This is a genomic window from Ignavibacteriales bacterium (genome assembly GCA_020635255.1).
GTDB lineage: Bacteria > Bacteroidota > Ignavibacteria > Tepidaquicellales > Tepidaquicellaceae > JAEYVS01.
This window is the reverse complement of record JACKAC010000002.1, coordinates 794,418-818,907: the sequence shown is the minus strand read 5'-3', so window position 1 is coordinate 818,907 and position 24,490 is coordinate 794,418. Positions and strand designations below refer to the sequence as shown.

General features: G+C 39.8%; 18 protein-coding genes. 8 read left to right on the top strand and 10 right to left on the bottom strand.

Annotation, left to right across the window (positions count from 1 at the left end; genetic code table 11):
• Positions 1-54: 54 nt before the first annotated feature.
• From H6614_11540 to H6614_11520, 5 genes are all read right to left on the bottom strand, one after another.
• Entirely contained in the window at positions 55-1,737 is a 1,683-nt protein-coding gene (locus H6614_11540; GenBank protein ID MCB9244300.1) for a T9SS type A sorting domain-containing protein, read from the bottom strand.
• 251 nt (positions 1,738-1,988) lie between these two features.
• Positions 1,989-3,866 carry a T9SS type A sorting domain-containing protein gene (locus H6614_11535; protein MCB9244299.1) on the bottom strand — a complete coding sequence of 626 codons (1,878 nt, stop codon included), beginning with the start codon at positions 3,864-3,866 and terminating at the stop codon, positions 1,989-1,991.
• 341 nt (positions 3,867-4,207) lie between these two features.
• Positions 4,208-6,295 (bottom strand): T9SS type A sorting domain-containing protein, encoded by a 2,088-nt coding sequence (locus H6614_11530; protein ID MCB9244298.1) that lies wholly within the window; start codon positions 6,293-6,295, stop codon positions 4,208-4,210.
• Positions 6,296-6,569: 274 nt separating this feature from the next.
• A complete protein-coding gene (locus H6614_11525; GenBank protein ID MCB9244297.1) occupies positions 6,570-7,949 on the bottom strand; it encodes a T9SS type A sorting domain-containing protein in 1,380 nt (459 codons plus the stop codon).
• 112 nt (positions 7,950-8,061) lie between these two features.
• Complete coding sequence (locus tag H6614_11520) at positions 8,062-9,627, bottom strand: hypothetical protein (protein MCB9244296.1); 1,566 nt, start codon at positions 9,625-9,627, stop codon at positions 8,062-8,064.
• A gap of 222 nt (positions 9,628-9,849) precedes the next feature.
• Between H6614_11520 and H6614_11515 the strand changes: the two genes are divergently transcribed.
• The 6 genes from H6614_11515 to H6614_11490 all read left to right on the top strand — a co-directional run bounded on the left by H6614_11515 (position 9,850) and on the right by H6614_11490 (position 14,907).
• Positions 9,850-11,748, top strand: a complete 1,899-nt coding sequence (locus H6614_11515; GenBank protein ID MCB9244295.1) for a T9SS type A sorting domain-containing protein — start codon at positions 9,850-9,852, stop codon at positions 11,746-11,748.
• Between the two features lie 143 nt (positions 11,749-11,891).
• Positions 11,892-12,365 (top strand): hypothetical protein, encoded by a 474-nt coding sequence (locus tag H6614_11510; protein MCB9244294.1) that lies wholly within the window; start codon positions 11,892-11,894, stop codon positions 12,363-12,365.
• 65 nt (positions 12,366-12,430) lie between these two features.
• Positions 12,431-12,934, top strand: coding sequence for a LytR C-terminal domain-containing protein (locus H6614_11505; GenBank protein ID MCB9244293.1), 504 nt, complete (start codon positions 12,431-12,433; stop codon positions 12,932-12,934).
• Positions 12,934-13,293, top strand: coding sequence for a ribosome silencing factor (gene rsfS / locus H6614_11500; protein ID MCB9244292.1), 360 nt, complete (start codon positions 12,934-12,936; stop codon positions 13,291-13,293). The genes H6614_11505 and rsfS overlap by 1 nt, the downstream gene beginning before the upstream one ends.
• Positions 13,274-14,239, top strand: a complete 966-nt coding sequence (gene pdxA, locus H6614_11495; GenBank protein MCB9244291.1) for a 4-hydroxythreonine-4-phosphate dehydrogenase PdxA — start codon at positions 13,274-13,276, stop codon at positions 14,237-14,239. Before rsfS ends, pdxA begins: the two co-directional genes overlap by 20 nt.
• The gene (locus H6614_11490; GenBank protein ID MCB9244290.1) at positions 14,239-14,907 is read left to right on the top strand and encodes an ATP-binding cassette domain-containing protein; all 669 of its coding nucleotides are present in this window, start codon (positions 14,239-14,241) and stop codon (positions 14,905-14,907) included. Before pdxA ends, H6614_11490 begins: the two co-directional genes overlap by 1 nt.
• Here H6614_11490 and H6614_11485 read toward each other — a convergent pair whose 3' ends face one another.
• Positions 14,908-16,332, bottom strand: a complete 1,425-nt coding sequence (locus H6614_11485; GenBank protein MCB9244289.1) for a tetratricopeptide repeat protein — start codon at positions 16,330-16,332, stop codon at positions 14,908-14,910. It abuts the gene before it with no gap.
• A gap of 329 nt (positions 16,333-16,661) precedes the next feature.
• Here H6614_11485 and H6614_11480 point away from each other — a divergent pair, with 329 nt between their 5' ends.
• Together H6614_11480 and H6614_11475 are read left to right on the top strand one after the other, a co-directional pair.
• A complete protein-coding gene (locus H6614_11480) occupies positions 16,662-17,834 on the top strand; it encodes a PQQ-like beta-propeller repeat protein (GenBank protein ID MCB9244288.1) in 1,173 nt (390 codons plus the stop codon).
• Entirely contained in the window at positions 17,831-18,613 is a 783-nt protein-coding gene (locus H6614_11475) for a hypothetical protein (protein MCB9244287.1), read from the top strand. The genes H6614_11480 and H6614_11475 overlap by 4 nt, the downstream gene beginning before the upstream one ends.
• 1 nt (position 18,614) lies before the next feature.
• On the opposite strand, the gene H6614_11470 is transcribed toward H6614_11475, so the two are convergent.
• The 4 genes from H6614_11470 to H6614_11455 form a co-directional block, all read right to left on the bottom strand.
• Positions 18,615-19,508, bottom strand: coding sequence for an EamA family transporter (locus H6614_11470; protein MCB9244286.1), 894 nt, complete (start codon positions 19,506-19,508; stop codon positions 18,615-18,617).
• On the bottom strand, positions 19,505-20,458 hold the full coding sequence (locus H6614_11465; protein ID MCB9244285.1) for an NAD-dependent epimerase/dehydratase family protein: 954 nt from the start codon (positions 20,456-20,458) through the stop codon (positions 19,505-19,507). The genes H6614_11470 and H6614_11465 overlap by 4 nt, the downstream gene beginning before the upstream one ends.
• A gap of 10 nt (positions 20,459-20,468) precedes the next feature.
• Entirely contained in the window at positions 20,469-21,830 is a 1,362-nt protein-coding gene (locus H6614_11460) for a DUF1446 domain-containing protein (protein MCB9244284.1), read from the bottom strand.
• 115 nt (positions 21,831-21,945) lie between these two features.
• The gene (locus H6614_11455; protein ID MCB9244283.1) at positions 21,946-24,423 is read right to left on the bottom strand and encodes a T9SS type A sorting domain-containing protein; all 2,478 of its coding nucleotides are present in this window, start codon (positions 24,421-24,423) and stop codon (positions 21,946-21,948) included.
• Positions 24,424-24,490: the final 67 nt, after the last annotated feature.

Genomic DNA, 24,490 nt, shown 5'->3' with positions numbered 1-24,490 from the left:
AAAAAACCCCTTCGGAGTTAACCGAAGGGGTTTGATATAAGTGTAATACTTAAATTACTTGAGTAGTACCATTTTCTTAACTTCTACGAAATCTCCAACTTGGAGTCTGTAGAAATAAGTACCACTTGACAAGTTCGAACCGTCAAAGTCCACTGCAAACTCACCCGCACTTAGCTGGTCAGCTACTAATGTTTTGACTTCTCTTCCGAGCATATCATAAACCTTCAGGCTTACGAGACCTGCTTTTGGAATCGAGAAGTTGATCTTTGTCGATGGGTTGAATGGATTAGGATAGTTTTGTCCTAATACATATCTATCTGGTGTCTGATTGTTATTAGAGATAATTTGGGCAATGTTTCCGCTATAGAAACAAATATGCCATGCTCTAAGTGAACCTGTATCTCCACTGGCTCTGTCATGCATTGTAAGTACCCAGTTACCATTCATTTCTGATGCTGCACCACCTGATCTTACAAAGTGCTTCTTCAGAGAGTCAACACCTGTTCTACCACCAGCTAAGTATTGTCCGGCCGGAGGAGGAACTGTATTACTGCCGTTAGTGTTAACAATCGGATTGTTTGAAGAGTCTGTTAAAGCAATACCAAATAGATTGTCTCCACTATTACCGAAAGAACCGGTTCCCATCCATGCAAACAGTGTATCAACCTGACCACCGTGTGAGAGATCGAATATGAGGTCACCGACCCATGTATGGATAACTGTATCCATCACAACTGTGATATCATCAAGAGTACCCATGTTGTTAGGTACCTTTATGGTGTCTCTTGCTGTTCCTGTCATGTTGTCAGGAATTGATACCCAGATACCGCCACGGTTGAAGCAGAGTGAACCGCCGCCGCCGCCCATGGAAGCAAGTTTGTATCCAGTAATAGCATAGTTCTGCCAGTTAAGGATAAGTACAAGATTTCCACCATCTTTTACTATCTCAGCACCACCTGCGATTTCTGCAGCTGTTTGACCGAAAGTATAGGTGTTCATTAATGTACCTGCACCACCGGAGAGTCTATACTTTACTACGCTTGAGTTTGTACCTGTTCCTTGGTCCCAAATCCAAAGAGTAGCAGTATCAACGTGTACGTTACCGCTATCCCAGCCTGCACCATACTTACCTGTCAAAGTACTTACAACAGTACCTCTTACAGCACCTGAAGTATCATGACAAATAATGTTACCGCTGAAGTTTGAGTTCCAGAAACCTTTTCTGTTTGGATCGTATGCAATCATCCTGAACTGTGCACCACCAACTGAGAACGTGCCAACAGTACCTAAAGTTGCATTTAACTTATAAAGAGTAGATGAAGCTGCACCACCGAATAAGTATTCGGTTGCACCAGACATTCCAATGGTCATATCTCTAACAGCACCTACGTATGTACCAGAGTCAGAGACAGTTCCTGGACCGCCACCTGGACCATCATTGTTGATCCTATAATAAGTAGTACTATTCCATCTGTTGTTATAGTACTTACCACCCCATAGAATACCACCTACTGTACCGCCGTTCTGTCCGCCGATAAGAGAGTAGTTGTAGTTCCACATGGTTGGGTAAAAACCTCCAGGAGGAGTAGTATCTGCCTGAATATTTCCGTTTTGAGTTACTTCGGAAACAGTCGGAGCTAGATCATTTGGCTGGTCTCCATTGATGGAATAGAATCCAAGTAAACCAATGGAAACAAAAGCAGCCAGAAGGAAAATGGTTGAAATTTTCAATTTCATTTTTTCACCCCTTTTTGATTTAGGTTGTTTGGTTGAAATTTTTAAATATACTACGGTTTGAATATCAATTGGATATAATCCGATGGGAATTATACTTAATCAATACTCGCCATAAGAATACTTATTTAAAACTTTAAAAACAACTATAAAATTTAAACTTTGATAATATCACAAATATATGCAAAAAGCCCCTGAATTGCATATTTCAGGGGCTTTTGTATACTTAAAATAAAATAAGTTATTTCAAGCTCTTATTTGAGGAGTACCATTTTCTTCACTTCGACGAAATCTCCTACTTGAATCCTGTAAAAATAGGTTCCGCTCGCTAGAGTTGATCCGTCAAAATCAGCAATAAATTCGCCTGCTGATAATTGCTCGCTAACAAGTGTTTTGACCTCTCTGCCAAGCATATCATATACCTTTAAGCTTACAAATCCAGCCTTAGGTATTGAGAAGTTGATCTTTGTCGATGGGTTGAATGGATTTGGATAATTCTGACTTAATACATACCTATCCGGTGTTTCATTTCCATTCGAGAATACTTGAGTGATATTTCCACTGTGGAAACAAATTGACCATCTTCTTAATTGTCCACTATCCTGTGTTGCCGCATCTCTAACCCAAAGGATCCACTGACCCTGCATCTGGGTTGGAGGTCCTCCTGGTCTTACAAAGTGTTTCTTAAGTGAGTCGACACCTGTCCTGCCACCCGGGAGATAAGTACCTCCTGACGGATTTGTAGTATTGCTTAGAGAACTGATAGCAGTACTTGAGGAATCTGAGAATCTAACATCGATCATGTTACTTGTACTGTTGCCAAATGTTCCTGTACCCATTCTACTGCATAATGTATCTGTTTGACCGCCATGGCTCAGTTGTGCAATTATATCACCTATATATGTATGAACAAGGGAATCAATGCTTACAGTAATATCATCGAGTGTTCCCATATTGTTGGTTACATTGATAGTATCATAAACACCGGCTGGACCATTGTCAGGAATAGCCTTAAACAGACCGCCTCTTGTAAAGCAGAGCGTAGTGCTGCCGCCGCCGGTAAAGCAGTTTCCTGTTATATCCGTGAAATCTATCCTTTCAAATGTACCAACACCTACTGTTGTAAACCCGCCACAAATATATGCCTGGGATCCGTTCATGCTTGCACCCTTAAAGTTAGAGCGTGCCAGGGAAATATCTGGCAATGTCTCCCAGGAACCTGTACACATATTATAGAGGTATGAAGTTGCCGTCAATGTAGCTCCTCCAATAGCGCCACCGGCAAACATAACTCCGCCACCGGTTCCTAGTTTTACAGGTGCAGAAGCCATTCTCGTAACTGCGCCGCCGGGATAATTTGCGATTGGTGTCCATGTAATAAGGGCTGGATTTCCACTATTTATAATACCCTTGTATGCGTTTGCAATACCGGCAGCTCCATCCCATCCGCCGGCTGTGATTATTGTATCACCCTGGATACCGATTCCCATCATACCTGCGGCTACAGGATAATTTGTTGCTGCTGAATATGTATTTGTAAGGGTGTTATATACCTGCACTGTATTAAAGTATCCTGTTCCAAATAGACCTGTACCACCGCCAACAACATAAACATTTGATCCATGCTTTACACAGCCTGCATCTGTTACCGGGGTAGGCATGTTTGCCATCGTTGTCCACGTATTCGTGATATAATTGTATTTCAACGTGAATCCAAGAGATGGACTGCTGCCGCCAAATACATATAATAAACTGTCGTCCATAACTACAGCCGTTCCGGCAGAGATCTGCTGCGGCATTGAGCTGTAATTATTTGTCCAGGTCATCGTATTTACATTATATCTGGCTACATTATTAAGCAGGGCGCCTGATCCACCGCCAAATTGGTAAATGTAATCTACCCCACCTATCTTTACCCATGCTAAGCAGCTTCTTGATTGTGCGTGTGGAGATGCTGTTAGGGTAGTCCACGTTGCCGTTGTTCCTGAATTAAAATCATAATTCTCAGGATTTATTGTACTTTCGTTTACATTACTATTGTAATCTGCAGGATCATCCATAAACGAATAACCGAAGAATAATCCAAGACAAACGAAAATAGTCATTAATGGAATCGAGAAAATTTTTTTCATTTTTCTTTTTTTAATTAAATGGAATTATTTTATTTATTTTTCGGAAGCTCTATTTATAAAGAAAAAGTTATGGAGAATCGTAAACGATGGCAGATACTGGTATATCTCCCGGTAAGTATATTACCGTGTCTTAACTTTTCCCTCATAAATCAAGTTTAAGATAAGGTAAACGAATAGTTTTTAGAAAATGAAAATTCCAAAATAAATAGAAGTTAGATTTGGGTTAGTTTTGAGATTTGTCAATGTCTGAATTGGTCGGATCAATTACATATTTTAACAAAGTAATAAAAAAGCCCTGCTCTAAATAGAGTCAGGGCTTTATATAACGAGACTAAATGATATTACTTAACAAGAACCATTCGCTTTGTTTCAACAAAATCTCCAGCTTGAATTCTGTAGAAGTATGTTCCGCTTGACAGTAGTGCTCCGTCAAATTCAGAAACATATTCTCCCGCAGTTAACTGGTCGCTTACAAGTGTTTTAACTTCCCTTCCAAGCATATCATATACCTTTAAAGTAACAAATCCTGCTTTTGGAATAGAGAAGTTGATCTTTGTTGATGGGTTAAACGGATTCGGATAGTTTTGGCTGAGCACGAACTTATCCGGAATAATTGTTGATATGTTCTGGTGTCCGGTGATCGTAGCGCCGTTTGAAACCAGGTACCCTATCAAAGCTTCCAGTACAGGTTTGAAATCCCCATCTGTGAAATATCTCGGATCCTGGAATAAAGAAGCAAATACATATCCGGAAGTATTTCTTGCAACACCTCCTAGAGTATCAGCTGCAGTTTGGGTCCTGTACTTATATAATGATACTGCACCATTAACTGGTGTACATCCGTCAGGATAATATCCATTACCGGCAGGAGTACTTGTCATATTCCTTGTTTGCCCCACATCTATTCCTACTCCCATCGTTTGATATGGAGATGCATTCATTCCATTATCGACTCTGAATACATATCCACCCATTTGGTGTGAAAATACTGTATCATCACCGTTTGATGCGGTTCGGCTGTAGTTATATCCCAGATCTGCACCCATCATTAGAAGAGCTTTTTTGTCAGCTGGAGTTCCTGAGCCGAGCCATGCTTTGAGCTGATCTTTAGCATTTTGACCAAGCCACCTACAAGTAATTGCATCGAAGCTTGTCTCCTGAATTATAATTGTCTTGTAGCCGGTCAAACTTGGCAGTACAGTATTAGTATCAAAGGTCATATAATCATATCCTGAGACCTGTTGAGGTAAATAAGCAAATAATGAGTCCTTATCAGCTAATCTCTTTGCACCGCCTGTAATCGTTGTATCATGAGTAAGGACAAGCGTGGTATTACCTCCCGGAGGAGCCGAAAGCGTATCGGTAAATATCTCGGTTTGAGCTATCTGACTCGATCCGCCGTAACCCGACGCGCAGACAAGCTTCCAGATTCCGTTGCTGTACTTTACTACACCGCTTTGTCCTGCTGTCCACGGAGTCGGTTTATTTGCCTCTTGAGTCCATGAATCTGCTCCAGGGCTGTAGATTAGACATACATTTGATACACTGGAGAATGCTACTGCTGTGCTTCCTCCTGTAAGTATCATACCCCTATTTCCCCATGTATGACCGTCGATCCTAAACATTCCCGTTGACACAGGGGCAGGCATCGGCGCGCCGGTTGTCCATGTTATCATACTTCTGTCACTCTGGTTTATTACCCCTCTATACGTGGTATTTACGATCGCAGCACCATCGACACCCGCTGCATAAACTATAGTATCACCTACTATTGCCATAGCTCCGCCAAACCTTACTGCCGGTAAACTGGTACATGTTCTCCAGGTATCGGAGATACAATTGTAAACATAAACCGTACTAAGAGTTGCAGAACCGTTATATCCGCCAACAAGATAGATCAAACTATCCTGATATCCGGCAGCCTTTCCCCAACCAATGTTCTGAGGTATATTAGCTTTTGAAGACCAGGAATTTCCATTAATATCGTAACGATAAAGAGTGTTAGAATAAGTTGTGGATGTATTTGCACCGCCAACCATATAAAGAGAGTCTTTTAACCTTGCTGAAGCGCCTCTGTCCCTTCCTGATGGAAGAGGGGCTACTGTGCTCCATGTATCGGTATTGACGTTATACCTTCTTACATCTGTTAGGTTTGCTTCGCCGCCGATTATAAACACCCAGGCTGTATCATTTCTTTCAAATCCCTGACCATGGCTGAGATCTGTAAGTGGTGCTGGAAAATTCGTACCTGAAGTCCATGCACCAACAAGATCAGGCTGGTTGCCGTTTGTTACAACGACTTCAGATGATGAAGTTTGCCAGGACGATGTTGTAGTGCTTAATCTGTCATCGTCTCCGGAAAACCCAAATAAAAATGTTATCGCAAGTACTGCGCAAGCGATAATACTAATAAGTTTCTTCTGCTTCATGAGTATTTAGTTATAGTTGAAAAAAACAATTTTTGATTTTAATTTTTTAAATCGAAAAAAAACCCCCTTTTTTCATATAATGAAATCAAGGGGGTGGGAGTGAAATAAATAAAACGAAAATTTCAACCACTACAATTTATAATAGTTTGAACCTTTATGTAAAACTAAAATTGGAATAAACATAGATGTGGTTAATGCATTAAACCGGGGGTAACAAAAAAGTCTTCAAAATTGAAAATTTTGAAGACTTTAAAGGGATTGAGACGATCTGATTTTATTTTATCAGGATCATTTTTTTAGTTTCGACAAAGTCGCCGACCTGGATCCTGTAAAAATATGTTCCACTCGACAGCTTTGCGCCATCAAATTCAGATATATATTCTCCGGCATTCAATTGCTCACTAACAATCGTCTGAACTTCACTTCCAAGCATGTCATATACTTTAAGAGTTACAAATCCTGACCTTGGAATAGAGAAGCTGATCTTTGTTGAAGGATTGAATGGATTAGGATAGTTTTGAGATAATTTGAATTGCTGCGGTATACCGCTTCCATTATTCGTAACAGATGTTACAAGAATTGTATCTGTTAATATCTCTGTTTGGGTCAGTTGTGTGACACCACTATAACCGGAGGCACAAACCAACTTCCAGATTCCGCTGCTGTACTTTACAACACCGCTTTGTCCGGCAGTCCAAGCAGTTGGTTTATTTGCCTGCTGCGTCCATGAATCTGCGCCGGGACTATAAACAAGACATATGTTTGATACACTGGAAAATGGAACCGCTGTGCTTCCTCCGGTTAGTATCATACCTCTGTCTGCCCATGTGTGTCCGTCGATCCTGAACATTCCTGTCGATACCGGGGCAGGCATAGGAGCACCTGTATTCCATGTAATTACGCTTCTGTCACTCTGGTTTATTACACCTCTATATGTAACATTCACAACTGCGGCACCGTCAACACCACCGGCATAAACAATAGTATCACCTACTATTGCCATTGCTCCGCCAAATCTTACTGCTGGTAAACTGGTACATGTTCTCCAGGTATCTGAGATACAATTGTAAACGTAAACCGTATTTAACGTCGCTGATCCGTTGTATCCGCCAACAAGATATATCAAACTATCCTGGTATCCTGCTGCTTTTCCCCAGCCAACATTTTGAGGTATATTTGCTCTTGAAGTCCAGGAATTTCCATTAACGTCATAACGAAAAAGAGTGTTCGAATAGGTAGTAGATGTATTTGCGCCGCCGACCATGTAAAGAGAATCTACCAATCTTGCTGAAGCGCCTCTGTCTCTTCCCGACGGAAGCGGAGCTACAGTACTCCATGTATCGGTATTGACGTTATACCTTCTTACATCTGTTAGGTTTGCTTCACCTCCTAATATAAATACCCAGGCAGTATCATTTCTTTCAAATCCCTGACCATGGCTGAGGTCTGTTAGTGGCACCGGAAAATTCATTCCGGTAGTCCATGCACCGATTCCATCCGGCTGGTTACCGTTTGTTACTACGATTTCTGATGATGAACTTTGCCAGGATGATGTCGTTGTGCTTAGCCTGTTATCATCTCCGGAAAACCCAAATAAAAATATCATCGCAAATACCGCACATGCGACAATGCTAAAAAGTTTTTTCTGATTCATGTGGATTTATTAGGTTGAAAAAAACGTTTTACTTTGAGTGGAGTAAAATCATAATTATTTAAAAAAATCTTATCAAGGGTATTTTAAATATCCCGAATTTAAATACTTTGATTTATGCGGCTTTTAGCTCATGCAGATCTATTTCGGATTTCTCTCTTACTACGTCAGCAAACTTTTTCTTGCTTAGCTTGCTCTCCAGCCATGAGACTATATCAAAATAGTCAAATGCCTTCTTTTCATACTCATCCTTCCAGATCCGGTCAAGCTCATTCTTGAGCTGATGAAATTCGAAACTCATATCCGAATCTTCATCCAAAAAGGGTAGACGCTTGATAAACTTTATTAAAGCATGTTCATACTTGTAAAGTTTATCTTTATTATTTAGGTACCTTAGTACCGATTTGATATTATACTCCAGCAGATCAATATTGCCTAGTTCATAGTGGATGATCAAGTTCATTATCTTAGCGAATATCTTATAATCCAATCTAAAATTGGAGTTATCGTTGAGTATCTTATTTACCCAGAATAGCGCCTTTGCATAATCTCCTGCACCAAAATACACATAGGCAATCGCATAGATCACCTTTAGCTCCTCTGACTTATTGATCTTCCCGTGATATTTATCCAGCCATTTTATAACTTCCTCCGCAGTTTCCGTAGCTTCCTTAAAATAACCGGCGATCGAGTAAATATACAATTCAAAGCTGTATGAGCTTACACACATATCCAGATGAGTCGGAACCGACTGCTTGCTTTCAAATCTCAGCGCGAGTTCTCTCTTCAATTTCAAATACTTTAGACACAGCTTTATCTTTCCAAGATTAAATGCAAAAGCTATCGCATCCGATAAAGCATATATGTATTCCTCTTTCATTGAACTTATCTTCTCGGAATGCTTCTCTATTAGTTTGAGCCTTTTTTCTCCATACTCAAACGCCTTTTCCTTATCGCCCAGGCAATAGTAGTATAAATAATTTATAATATAAAAGAAGTTCTTTGCTCGTACAGTTTGAGCCATGTCTTCCGATTTCATTAGCTTATCGGCAAATATCATATTATAGTTTTCTAGATCCTTCTCCGTTCGCGGTCTTCCTACTATTTTGAATAAGCTAGATATCTTGAGATATATATTATTATACTCAGCAAGGTTTTCGAGTTTTTCAAGAACTCTTTTTTCCTCGACTAATTTTGAATCGGAATACTCGTCAAAATTCGGCTCTCCTATTTTTTTATAATCGAGAGAGCGTTCATACCTTAATATATCTATGAGCTTGGTATAGTTCTCAGTTTCAACGGCAAGCTTCTTTGCCCGTTTTAACAAAGTCTCAGCCTGGTTAAAAAGGGTTTTCTCGAATAAGATTTTATATTGGTTCATCAAACTAACTATCTTACTACTTGTGGATTCCTCACTATGGTAGCTCTCGAGGCTTTTGAGGATCATATTCATAAGGTAGTTCTTAGCGGTAGTAAACTGCTTTATAAATTTCTCACCCTTAAATCTGTCCTTTAGGGCATCCTCGTCATATACTTCTTGCTCATTAATAGCTTCAAATAACCGCAGATAGTTATTTTCCTCACCAATAATATGCCTTTTGGCAAATTTTACAAAGTATCCTTTCTCGGAAACGGTAAGCGATTTTATTAAATTAAATAGATCTTTTGATGGTTTCTTCAATTCTGATAGGGATTTAAGACTTTTTAATGAAATTCATATGTTAATAATTTATATTATTTTAACTTTTTTATCAACTTTTTTTGGAATCAAGCTCAATGTATATACGAGTGAGCGACTCCTATGTTTTGGAATCTTTTTCTTGATATTAAATCATATTTTACTTTAGATTTGTATTAAAATCACTTAACTTTTAGTCGTCAGGATTACCTAAGAAATAAAACTATGGAGAAAAAAGTTATAACATATCCCGGTATGACAAAATTCCTTTTTGTCACTCTTATATTATTGGCATTCTCCTGTAATATACTTCTGGCACAGAATTTCACTGATTCATTTATTGATTTAGAGGGATCTTCAGGCGGTACTGTTAAGTGGGTTGATGTGAATGGCGATGATTACCTCGATATTTTTATTAGTGGATCAAACTCCGGCAGTAAAAATGCATTCTGCACGATATACCTTAATCAAGCCGGAACACATTTTACTAATTCAAAATTATATTTCCCGCCTGTTAACTATGGTTCGGCAGACTGGGGCGATTACGATAATGATGGTGACCCCGACTTGTTATTAATAGGAATGGTCGATCAATTACAAGGTTCCGTTATTTGTAAGATCTATAAAAATAATATGCCGGAAGGTTTCACTCCAGTTGATTTTGGATTCAAAGGCGTTTTTAATGGCACTGCAAACTGGATCGATTTTGACAACGACGGTGACCTGGATATTTTCACTACCGGACTTGACCTGTATAATCAAGTCTCGGCCAATTTTTATGAGAATAAAGACGGAGTCTTTTACGAAAAGTCGATATCTATTACACCTGCTTACGGTGGCTCGGTCACTGTTTGTGACGTAGACAAAGATCAGGATATGGATATAATTTTATCCGGCAAACGAACTATCAACTCAACCAACAGCATTAATACAAAAGTATATCTTAATAATTCAAAGAACGGTTTTAAAGAAGTTGACTTAGGGTTGCTTGGAGTCTATAATTCCTATATATCATGGGGCGACTACGATAGTGACGGCAACTCTGACATACTGCTTACCGGGCTGTCACAAGACCCTGATAGCGAAAATTCTCCGACAAGTGTTACCAAAATATATAGAAACCAGGGCGGATTAAACTTTTCGCCCGTGGAAAGCCAGATAGTAGGTATTCATAAAGGAATAGGTGTCTGGGGCGACTGCGATAATGACGGCAAAAATGATATTCTCATTTCAGGCGGTGTTCTAAATGATATTTATACATCTATGAATAGGACAACGAAAGTGTACCTGAATAGATCTTTATCATTTACCGAAATAACTAATGCACCATTTTTAAGTCTTACCAATACGTCAGGTGCCTGGGGTGATTATGATAACGATAACGATCTGGATGTGATTATTGCAGGGCTGGATAATAAATCAAATGATGTAACTCGCGTTTATATTAATCATAGTGACTACCCTAATTCGATCCCTGTCGAACCTAAGGGTCTTACAACATCCATTGATAATGGCAGTGACAGTATGATTAGGATACAATGGCTTCCGGGATTCGACAATAATTCTTCTCCAAAATCACTTACATATAATTTAAGAGTTGGTACAACTCCCGATGGCTGTGAGATAATGGCTCCAAATGCAAATGTTCAAACTGGATTCGTTAAGATGCCTGTAAGGGGAAACGTTGATAACAATACAAGCTGGTGGCTGAAAAACCTTCCACCGGGAACTTACTACTGGAGTGTACAAAGTATAGATAATTCGTTCTCTGGTTCGCCATTCACTCCAACCCAATCCTTTATAGTTAAACAATCAGTAGGAATTGCGCAGATTAGCTCGGTGCCTGAAAAGTTTGCTCTTCAGCAAAACTACCCGAATCCGTTCAATCCTTCTACAAAAATAAGATATTCTCTCCCCGGTAATACCAATGTAAAACTGTCCATTTTTAATTCACTGGGACAAAAAATAGACGAATTGCTAAATCAGGATCTTTCGGCTGGAACATATGAAGCTGTATGGAATGCAAAAACTTCATCAGGAGAGGCGCTATCATCAGGTATTTACTTTTATACCATTGAAACAAAGTTTGGAATTGAATCAAGAAAAATGCTTTTGATCAAATAATCTATAGAGTTTTATTTATTCCCCCACATGCAAGGCCCTGTCTATTTGTTTTAGCAGGGCTTTTATTTTATAACCTTTAAAGGATTTTATCATTGACAATTGGCTTTAAAATTATGAATTTTAGGTAATTAAACTTTATGCATATGAAAAGAATAGTCGTAGGTGTTTTATTTGTCATTTTTTCCGCAGGTATATTAAATGCCCAATTAATTGATGGGGATTCAAAAAAAGAACTTAACAATTCCACCAACAACCTTATACTCGGTATCTTCAATCCAAATAATTTTTCAATGAACCATAGGTTTGAGGTTTCTGTAATAAGTTCGGCTTACGGTGACGCTTCTGTTACTTCATACATAAATTCAATGAATTATAAATTCAATGATAAGTTATCTGTTTCAGCAGACATTAGCCTGCAGTATTCTCCGTATGCAAATTCGATTTATGGTTCTGCCTATTCTGAACAGTTGCAAAAAGATCTTTCGGGGATCAACTTATCAAGACTTTCTCTCGACTATAAAATTTCGGATAACTCATACTTAAAAATTGAGTATAGAAACCTTAAGAATTCACTTTACGATTTCGGATACAGAGACAGGTACGGATTGGGATATTAATTTTCCAATGAATTGTTAAAAAATTATATACCGGGAATAAGTTTTGTTCTCGGTTTTTTATTTAAATGGCAAAAACCGGTCCTAAAGATAGCAGTAAAAAAAAGATCACAAATGCTGTTCTGAACTTTTCTATACTGGCTTTGCTTTTGGTTTGTGGATATCTTGTTTTTTCGATTGTAAGCAAATCGGTTTCCTCAAAGAACAAAAAACCCGTCGAGATCACCGACACAACCAATAAGATCACTAACCAGCCAAATCTTACGATGCAGCTGGACGTGAGAAATGGTACAGGTGAAGACGGTGTAGCAAAATTATTTACCGACTTTCTTAGAGAAAAAGGTTTTGATGTAGTTGAAATGGGTAACTTTAATACCGAAGATCAGGAAAAAAGCCTGATACTGGATAGAAAGGGAAATAAACAAAACTGTAAAAAGATTGCTACTGCACTCGGTATTAGTGATAAAAATGTCATTCAGCAGATCAATAAAGAATTGCTAATAGATGCTACCGTTGTAATTGGGAAAGACTATAAAGAATTAACTCCGTTTTTAAAAAAGAAAACTAACTAATGAAAGGAAAAGAACTCGCCGAAAAGATTGCGCAGTTGATGCTTGATAAAAAAGGAGAAGATGTAAAGATTTTTGACATTAGGGATATCACCACAGTTGTAGATTATTTTGTAATATGCTCCGCCTCCTCGGATACACAGGTTAGAGCGATAGCCAATCATATTAAAGATGAAACCGGTAAGATGGGAGAGAAACCCTGGCATAATGAAGGTTTGAACAACCTCAGCTGGGTACTTATGGATTATGTTAACGTAGTTGTCCATATATTCCTTAATGAAACCCGGAGATTCTATAACCTCGAAGGGCTTTGGGCGGATGCGGAAATTATTGAAGTAAAGGATGAAGCCGAGATTAAGTAAACCGCGTATCCTTCTCACCATTGGAGATCCTAACGGGATTGGACCTGAGATCATACTCAAGATCTTTTCAAACAAAAAAAATACCTCTGAATTCGATCTCCATGTTGTTGGATCAAAAAGTATACTCGATCAATATGCAAACAGATTAAAACTTCCAAAAATTAATGCCGGAAAGGTTATTGACATTACTGATGGGAAAAAATTTCATACTAATCCCGGAAAGATCGATAGCCTGGCTGGGAAACTATCGGGCACCGCTATCAAAAAAGCCATAGAGCTTTGTCTGACCGAAGAGTTTGACGCTATGGTGACATTGCCCATTTCAAAAGAAGCATTTAATAAAGCTGGGTATCATTATCCCGGGCATACAGAAATGCTGGCTGATCTTGCCGGGGACGGATCGACAGCCATGATCATGTATTCACAAGGTCTGATTTTATCTTTAATTACTGTACATATTCCCTTAAGTTACGTAAGTAAAGCTCTTTCCAAAAAACTGATTATTCAAAAGACGATAATTATTAATAATTCTTTAGTGAAGGATTTTGGGATAAAACATCCGAAGATTGGAATACTGGCTTTGAATCCTCACGCTGGAGACGGAGGTATGCTTGGTACGACTGAAATCGATAAGATTATTCCTTCCATAAAAGGATTAAAAGATGCTGGATTTAACGTTGAGGGTCCTTTTCCCGCTGACGGATATTTTGCATCGGGGATGTATAAAAAGTTCGATGCAACGATTGCAATGTACCATGATCAGGGACTCATCCCGTTTAAAATGATATCGAAGAATAAAGGAGTTAATTATACCGGTGGAATTAGCCTTATACGCACTTCCCCAAATCACGGAACCGGGTTTGACATCGCCGGAAAAGGTATTGCAGATCCCAATAGCACACTTGAAGCAATAAAGCTGGCAGACAAATTGACAAAAATCACCTAATGCTGAAATTTGAAGACGTATCATTTTCCTACAACTCAAAAACTCTCTTTGAAAATATAAGCTGTTTCATTGATAAAGGAGAATTTGTATTTATTGTAGGCGAGAGTGGCATCGGAAAAACCACTTTAATGAAGCTGATTTACCATGAGGAAGCGCCAAATAGCGGAAATGTCATCTTCGACGAATATGAATCCCGCAAGCTGGATAAAATGGACATCCCTTACCTAAGGAGAAAGATTGGCATAATCTTCCAGGACTTTAAGCTCCTTAATGACAGGAATATCTTCGAAAACATCGCCCTCCCATTGTACATCGAAGGTCAAAATCCCGAGCTCATAAAAAAACGCGTTTACGACTGCGCTTCAAAAGTAGGCTTACTGGACAAACTAAATGAACTGCCGTATGACCTCTCTGGCGGTGAGAGACAGCGCGTAGCCATTGCCCGTGCCATCGTAAATGACCCATTACTCATCCTCGCCGACGAGCCTACCGGAAACCTCGATCCCTTCATCGCCGTCGAGATCCTAAACCTCCTCGTGGATATAAATTTCCTCGGGACTTCCGTTATTTTCTCTACACACAATTTCGAAATAGTAAGAAGAATGAAGGATAAACGCATCCTTCAGATCAAGGATCACAAACTATTTGAAGTGAAAATGAAGAATTGATCAGTGATTGGTCTGCCTTCGCATTAGGAAATTCAGCACTCGTCCCCAATCGTGCTCAAAATTATACTCGAACCTGTCCTTTGGGTTTATCCTGAATGCACTCTCCAGCATATCTATACCCTTTTCCAGGTCACCGCTGATAAAGTACACTTTTGCCTTCTCGTAAAACGGCTCAGCCCAGTCTGGCTTAAATTTGATCACATTATTAAATGCGTCGATGGCTTTATCGAACTTCTTCGCGTCATAAAGCGCACAGCCGTAATCATACCAGGCATCATAATTCCTGGATTCCAGCTTTACAACCTTTCTATAGCTGTCGAGCGCGTCATTCAGCCTGTTAAGAGCAATCTCTGTATCTGCTTTAGAATACCATATTTCCGAGTAATCCTTGCAGAGCGCTATTGCTGAATTATAATCCGAAAGTGCTAGTTCGTATTCGTTCAGATTATAATAGCAGTTGCCTCTTCCAAAGAATGACTCGTAATTCCCTGCTTCCAGGTTTATCGCCTTTGTGAAGTAGTATATGGCATCCCTGTAGTTTCCGAGCTCTTCGAAGGCATTAGCAATATTATGATAAGAATATGAATCATCCTTCTTATATGTCAACGCCTTTTTATAATACTCGATAGCTTTGTACAGTCTGCCCAGCGATGCGTATGCGTTTCCGCAATTATACCACGCTGAAGCAAAATCCTCCTTTATCGCGAGGCACATCTCGTAACTCTCGATTGCCCGCAAAAATCTTCCCTGCCTGTTGAGAACTATTCCTTTGTTGTACCACGCATTGTAATTCATTGGAGCCAGCTCCAGGTGCTTTTCGTATGATTTTAAGGAATCTTCTAACCTTTCCAGAAAATCATAGCAATAACCCAGCTCATAATATGCGTCTTTATGATTGCTCTCTATCTTTATTACATTTTCGAAACACTCTGCCGCCTCAGCGAATTTCTCGATCCTTTCATAGGTTAATCCCATGTTAAATAAGGCATCTGAATTGTTCGGTTCCATGTTCAATACATCTTTGAATAGCTCGATTGCCTGGTCATAGCTCTCACTATTATCTAAAGTTATGGCTTTATTTAAGAGGATTTCCATATCGGTTGGATTTAGAGATATGGCTTTGTCGTAGTAGATCAAAGATTCTTCATATCTTCCCAATCCATCCAGTATAAGCGCTTTCTTATGATATCCGTCCGTTGAATATGGATACAGCTCTAAAAGAATATTGACATATTTTAGCGCCTTTTCATAATCCTGTTCCTCATAGAGCGAGGTTATATACTCTTCAAGCGATTCCGAATCGTACTTGAAATTGCTGAAGTCTTCGTTATCTGAATCCTGACCCTTCTTATTCCCCCCTGACCTGTTTCCATCCTGTCCGTCGCCTTCTTCATCGAAAAACCCCAGATCGTCGAAGTCGTTCATTAATTTTTCTCCTTTAGTCTTTATTCCCTTTTTGGCATCCGGCTTTTACAAGCCGAATTCGAAATTAAGTTAGAGATTATTGGGTTTTAAAGCAAGTAAATAGACATATAGGAAAAAATTTTTGACACTGCTGAATGCCATTTACATAAGTCTAATTTTCGGATATATTATTAGCTCCCTCTGACCCAATTTTACACCCCAAAATTTAACCCTTTTTACACTTTACTCACAGAATAAAAACACATTTTTTTTCATATACTCGATTTGTCATATCCTAAATGGGGGATTTTTTATATTATATTGTGAGTTATTGATTTAAACCATTTATAATGAAAATCGCCCGTTTCATATACATTCCTGTTCTTATTTTCGTCTTGAGCTCCTGCTCATCTATTGAGATAAAAGAGAACATAGAGATCAATGAAAATGAAGACTGGCTCATTGTAGGAGCCAATCCGGCGCATACCAATATATCGAGATCCAATTATCCTCTTGAGCCCCCATTCGTGCTTTTTTGGGACTATAACGCCGACGCCGGCTTTTCTAATAACTGTCTATCTGCCAGCGATGGAGTACTTTTTGCTTCCACACTCAGGGGAGAGATTTTTGCTATGAATATCGCGACCGGAAAAAGTCTCGGTCGGATAACCAACTTAGGAAAGGGAGCGTTCGGTACACCCGCCATATTCGGAAAAGGCATTATAGTTACGTTCGACGGCGACAAAAAGAATTCCATTATCAGCTATAATATAGAGCAGGGTACTGAGCTATGGTCACGTGATATAGGTATGTCAAAAACCTCACCTGTTTTATACGATGATAAGCTCCTCGTAAGCTCTGTCGATAACAAAGTTTATAGTCTTGACAAAAAGAACGGAACGATTTTATGGACATATTCCGGTACAGGGAAATTTTCCTCACCGAAAGCGTTTTATACAACACCGGCTCTATATGACTCGATTGTCGTTATAGGTAATACAAATGGCAGTCTTTACGGTATCGATTTATTAACAGGACAGGACCTCTGGGAATTTAAGACCGGCGGACCTATCTATGCCGATGCTTCCATTAAAGACGGAAAGATCTATATCGGATCCGATGACGGGAATTTCTACTGCCTCGGACTTGACGGAACTCTCATCTGGAAAAAAAGAATGAACACCTCTTTCAAAGCATCCTCTTCCTTCTATGAAGATAATGTTATAATTGCCGGAGTCGATGGATATGTTTATTCTTTAAGCACACATAATGGTGACGAAAAATGGAAATTCAGAACCAACGGCACTATATGGGCTTCTCCTGTTGTTCATAAAAACAAGATTTTCATCGGCTCATTTGACATGAATTTCTATTGCCTAGATGCAAATTCCGGCAATAGACTGTGGAATTACACTACCGAAGGAAGAATTAGAAGCACAGCTTTGATCTGGAAAAATTTTCTCTTTGTGGCATCCGAAGATAAGAGTATCTACTGTTTCAGAAGTAAGGAGGACACACAATGAGCAAACTGCTATCGATAATACTTGGTTTGTTTGTATTATACTCTGGCAATATTTATGGACAGGATTCATCCGGCACTGTCTCGCTAAGTATATTTTGTAATATCGAAAATGCCAAGCTTTTCCTCGATAGTACTAGTCTGGGCAATCCGCCCGTGAATAACTATAAGGTCGCGCCCGGTATATATACTCTGAGCATATTTAACCCCTCGTCCTCAAATAAATGGGAGGTCGAGAACTACAAAAGAGAAATTGAAATATTATCGGATACATTACTGGACATTAACTTTTCGGAATTTTACTTCATTGATTCGGATCCTTATAATACAAGCGTCTATAATAATGATAAATTCCTCGGCTTAACACCTTTGAGAATACAAACGGAAGACCCGTTGTCCGGTATACTGACCTTTAAAAAGGATGAGTACAAAGATTATCTTTTTGACCTTTCCGGTAATGATACTCTGAGGAATATTTTTGTTAAACTAACTGAAAACCGCTACGGACAAACGGCCCCGGTTGTCTATAAAAATAAAAAGACCAACTTTAAATCGGATAGAAACTTTCTTGCTATTGGCTCATTTGGTGCCGGAGCGCTCCTCGGAGCCGCGTCTGCTATTTACTTCAAAAATACCGCTAATAATTCCTACGATCTATACAGGCAAACCTTCGATAAGACAGACCTGGATAAAACTAACAGGAATGATACATACTCCTTAATATCTCTTATTGTAATGCAGGGGGCTATTGCGGGATTGATTTACTTCCTATTCTTTGACTGATCTACTCGACTATAAGCATCTTTGCTTTTCGGGATGACCTTATATTGTGAACTAATATAGCAGCGAAGATTATTCCCGCTCCGATAATGGCAAACCCCGACGGCTTCTCCCCTATTCCAAGGAAAACCCAGATAGGATTGAATATTGCCTCCAGCATAGCTATTATCATGCTCTCCGTGGCGCTGATATACTTTATGCCTTCATTGAATATCATATAGCTCACACCGATCTGTATTGCTCCCATATATAATAATATAAGAAACTCAGTACCCGTCAATGCCAGCTTATCGAATACTAGTGGAAGACATATTAATGAAACGAGAAAATTCCCTACGATCAGGTTATTTATTGTATTTGTTGAGCCGTGGAGCTGTTTCTTCCATTTCAGGAATAATGAAAAGAACGCAAAACTTATCCCTGATAATATTGCCAGAAGATTACCGTAAATACTTCCCATATCCAGCCTGCCGAAAAAAAATAACACCATACCGGCTATACAGAATAATATCGTTACTAGGTCACGGGATTTAAACTTCGTTTTCAGGAATATGGGCTCGAGGAATAATAAATATATCGGAGCTGTAAATTGAAGAAAGATTGCGTTAGCCGCAGTAGTCATTTTGGTGGCAAGAACAAAAAAAATTAATATAGCCGAATAAGAGATCGCGCAAAGATTGGAAATTATGTCTGTTTCGAATTTAGGCTTTTTGTTACGAAGGAAAGTTATTATAAGGATTGTAAGACCGGCGATCGCAGACCTGTAAAATGAGATCTGGAACGCATCCAGGGTGAGGACTTTAATGAATAAACCGCTCGAACTCCATAAAAACGCGGTGAAGGATATGTATAATAATCCTCTGGTATGACTCTGAAGATTTTCGAAATGCTTTATCATACCCCAAGCTTACTTTTCACCTCCTTTAACATTATTTCCGTCATCTTTGAAAGCTCGTAAGAATGTCTCCAGCCCCAATCTCTTCTTGCTATACTGTCATCTATACTCTTGGGCCAGGAATCCGCTATGCTTTGCCTAAAATCGGGTTTATACGTTATCTCAAATCCCGGAATGTGCTTTTTTATCTCATTTGCGATTTCCTCCGGGCTGAAGCTGAACCCGGCGATATTATATCCCGATCTTATTGTTAGCTTATCCGGGTCCGCCTCCATTAGCTCCATTGTCGCATTTAGAGCATCTGGCATAAACATCATTGGAAGTTTGGTATCTTTGGAAAGGAAGCACTCGTATTTCCCGTTTTTAATTGCCTCATAAAATATTTCAACCGCATAATCCGTTGTACCTCCTCCCGGTTCTGTCTTGTAACTGATAAGCCCCGGGTATCTGATGCTCCTTACATCCGTTCCGTATTTTGCATTATAATATTCACACCACCTCTCTCCGGCAAGCTTGCTTATCCCGTAAACCGTATTCGGCTCTGTAATTGTTACCTGGGGAGTTTCATCCTTAGGGGTTGAAGGGCCAAATACCGCTATCGAACTTGGCCAGAATACTTTCTTGATTTTCCCGTCCTTTGCAAGGTTTAGTATCGTCATCAGGCTCTTCATATTTATATCCCATGCCTTTTGCGGTATGCTCTCCGCTTTTCCGGATAATACCGCCGCCAACAGATATACCTGGTCTATTTCGTTCTCGATTACATGGCTGTTTAGTTTTTCTGAGTGAAGTACGTCTAGGATGTGAAACGGTCCGGACTCCTTTATGTCTATGTGCGCATCTTTAATATCTGTTGCATATACACTGTCATTTCCATACTTTTTTCTTAACTCTAATGTAAGCTCGGAGCCGATTTGCCCTGAAGCCCCGATAACAAGAATTCTTTCCATCAGGTAATTTAAATTATAAAGATTCTACTATTACTTGCGGTTTTACTTCTGTTTTTGGAATAAGTGCCGGCCAGTATGCAACAACCTCCGAAGGACGCGGTCTCCCGCCCGAAAATCCTGTCACTCCCGGCGGTCCCGTCAATATCAATGGAGCTATCTCCTTCCCAAACCTTTCTATTGTCTTATAATCATGCGACCTTACCCCTACCCTTAATACTACTTCGTTAGGATCATCTATCTTACGGGCAAGCGGTCCGTGGCATGCGTTATATCCCTGGAATTCCGTCCTGATCTCATCGAATTTCAACCCGAGATCGTCCAGACGTGTCCTCAATATCTTATCAGCCGCCTCAGCCTTCTCGAGCGCGTCTGGCCAGCAATAAGTGAGATTCCCAAACGCCGTGTAACCGTCGAGATACGACATTGAAACCTTATAGAATTCTGTAGCCGGGAAACCCTTTACGCCATAAACTCTTACTCTGTCCTTTCCCGCATTTTCTAGATGGATCGAAGTAAAATCCGCCACACAGTCCGGCGTAATATAGTCCTTCGGGTCCGCTATCTCATACACCAGCTGCTCACTTACTGTCTCCTCACTCACCAGTCCGCCCGTGCCCTCGTGCTTCGTAATGACAACACTTCCGTCCGGATACGCCTCCGCTATCGGAAAGCCTATTCTCGCCATATCTGGTACACTCCGCCAGTCCCCATGGAAATTCCCCCCGCTAGCCTGTCCTCCACACTCCAGTATGTGCCCTGCTACAGTTCCCGCCGCCATTAGGTCCCAATTGTTCATATCCCACCCAAATTCATATATCATTGGTGCAAGTGTTAGGCCTGTATCGGTCACTCGTCCAGTCATGACAATATCCGCACCTTGCTTCAATGCTTCGACAACTCCCGCAGCTCCAAGGTAAACGTTTGCGCTGATGACTTCATCTTTTATGGTTTTTACACTTTCGCCGGTTTCCATGTTATTCAGCTCGATGCCATTTGCTATTAGCTCATCTATCCTGCCAAGTATATCGTCGCCCAAAACTATTCCGATCTTTATGTCCGTTATCCCCAGCTTCTTAGCCACTTCGAAAATAGCATCTTTGCATGCTACCGGATTTACACCGCCGCCATTCGTGATTATTTTGAACTTCTTCTCCTTCATCAAGGGTAGCAATCTCTCCATTAATGGAGGAATATCCCGCGCGTAACCCAAATTCGGATCTTTTAATTTTTGCTTTTGAAGTATGGACATTGTCACCTCTGCAAGGTAATCCATAACAAGGTAGTCTATCTCTCCCTGTGAGGCTTGTTTTACCGGGGCATCTATGAGATCTCCCCAGAATCCCTGTCCCGAAGCTATTCGTATTTTCTCTTTCATCTTACGAAATTACACAAATTAATTTTCTGTAACAATTTATAAACTTATATACGCAAGTAAAAAACCCCGTCCGAATGAAATCCGGACGGGGTTTAATAAAGTCTTTATTGTATAATTATTTGACCAGCAGCATTCGCTTTACCTGAACAAATTCGTTAGTTACTATCTTATAGAAATAAATTCCGCTGGCAAATTGCGATCCGTCGAAGCTCACTTCATACGTTCCGGCATTTTGCTTTTGGTTTACAAGTTCTCCGACCTGTTTACCTAATATATCGTATATTACCACATGTACATCCGTATTTCTCGCCAGGTCATACCTGATCTTGGTTTCCGGATTGAACGGATTCGGATAGTTCTGATAAAGATCAAATTTATTAGGTATTTCAGAACTTATCTGCTGGATTCCTATTGGTGGAGGATCCAGTGTCCATCTTGCGAGTTCTACGACAGCATTGCTTATATTCCAAGAAATGCTATCATCTGTGCCATTACTATCAGGGCTTGTATAAGCTCCTACTCCGAGACCATTAAAGCCTCTATAGTAAAAGGTATCGTTACCGTTGATTACTTTCTTGTCTGTTACACCAAAAACAAATGTAGATGCTGAATCATAAAACTGTCCACCTCCGAAGGTATGCCCTTGAGAAGAATTGACCAGCAGCTGGAATGCTATCTTATAATTAGCAGTAAGTTCTATATTTTGAGATACATTGAGTATCTGAGTTGTATCACCGCTGTTTGACCAGTTATTAAATATATACTTTGTCGAGCCTGATGTCACAGAAGGAGGAGCAGAAATAGTAACATTACTTCCGTTTGCAAAAACATGTGAGCTTGTGGTATTATATGGAGTTCCATTCACCATATACGTTACTGCGCTTCCCCTGTTTGTTTGAACCGTTACTCTCGATGCATTTACTAAAAGGTCTACAACTCTCTGGTGGACAGGTGTTCCATTAGGACCTCTTCCGGAAATCCTTACAGGATATAATCCGGGAGTGACACTAGCTGATGCAGTTGCAACGAGTGTAACATTTCCAGGAAAAGATGTAAGTGAGTCTATACCACCCTGGAAAGAAAGATTTATCGATCCCGAAACCGGTGTAGAATCCAATGAAGCTGTAAATTTAACCGAATTTCCGTATTGCTTTACACTTGGAACAGAAACCTGAATATTTACGCTCTGTCCATTATTTATGTTTGCTTCGGTAATATTAGTTTTCATCGCAAAATCAGGATAGTATGCAACATAGCTTCCAAAACTTCCATTTCTGAAATCTGTCCATACCATCAATGATGTTATAGCATTTGAGGTTATAGCATCATAGTCACCCTGGTATCTTGGTGTACCACCGCCGCCGCATGTCGAGCAATCGATCTTAAATTTCTGTCCGGATATTTTTTGATTCTGAACAAATGTTGCACCACCGTCTGTAGAATATGAAGCATAGATCAAAGAACTGTCACTTGTCGGGCAGTCTCTGGTATCCATCCATTTTACGTAAAGTCTTCCGGTTTCTTTATCACACCATGTAGCAGGCATAAAATGATTATTCGACATATAATTTCCATCATCGTTTACCCTAACAGGACTAGACCAGTTTGTACCAAAATCATTTGAGTACCTGCAATAAATGCTTGGTTTGGCTCCGTCAATATCAGGATCGTTCTTTGCATATACCAGGTAAAGTCTTCCCCTGTTTGGACCAAAACTGTTATCGGCTGTAATAAAAGGATATGGTCTTGTTCTCATATTTTGTACTGAGTGCCTTCCGCCGACTACCGTACCTACATAATTTACAAATTGCTGGCTGGATTGAAATCCGAACGAACTACCACCGTTTGTAGAGCGGTAAAAAGTATAAACCGGTGTAAATGAACCGCCGGTATTCGTTACTACATACACGCTTCCACCTGAAGTCGCTCCGTCCGGTCCAACTGCTGTCATCATACCGGGAAGGTTATTAGATACTGAAGCGACTATACTAAAGGACGCTCCCTGATTTGTACTTCTCATAATGTTACCGGGAGTCATTGTTCCATATACATTGTTTGCATATGGACCGGTCGATTGATCCGCGGCTATCCAGTTCTTATCATTACCTGTATTACCTGTGACAGTTCCAACCCATGTCTGACTGTTATTTGTAGATCTTGCCACCTGGGTACCTATTATATTTCCACCTGAGTTACGCATGTTATCATAGTATAGGTTTCCAAGGCTGTCATAGGCAGTTACCGGGTCTCCCGAGATGGGAACTCCAAAATTCGGATTATTTGAAAACCAATTGTACCCATCAATAGTCGCATGTGTACCGTTTGTATTAAACGCAGTAAATGACTGCAGAGGGTTGCGGGGATTCATCGAAATGTGAGGCTCCGCAAAATCTATCCCAAGAAAAATATTGTCATAACCGTCTTCATCGGTTATAACATCCGAGGGACCATTTACATGATCCGGCAGGTTATTTAACATCTCAAAAGGGATGTGGTCCTGGTTAGGGTCATCATCCCAGGAAAAATACTGATCCTGAAGTCCTATAGACAACACACCAAGGATGAAAACCGCAACAAGTAGAATTTTTTTCATTTGTCTCGATTTTTGTGATTGATTGAAATATTTTAAAATTTTTATAAGTATTTACGTTTTTAACAAT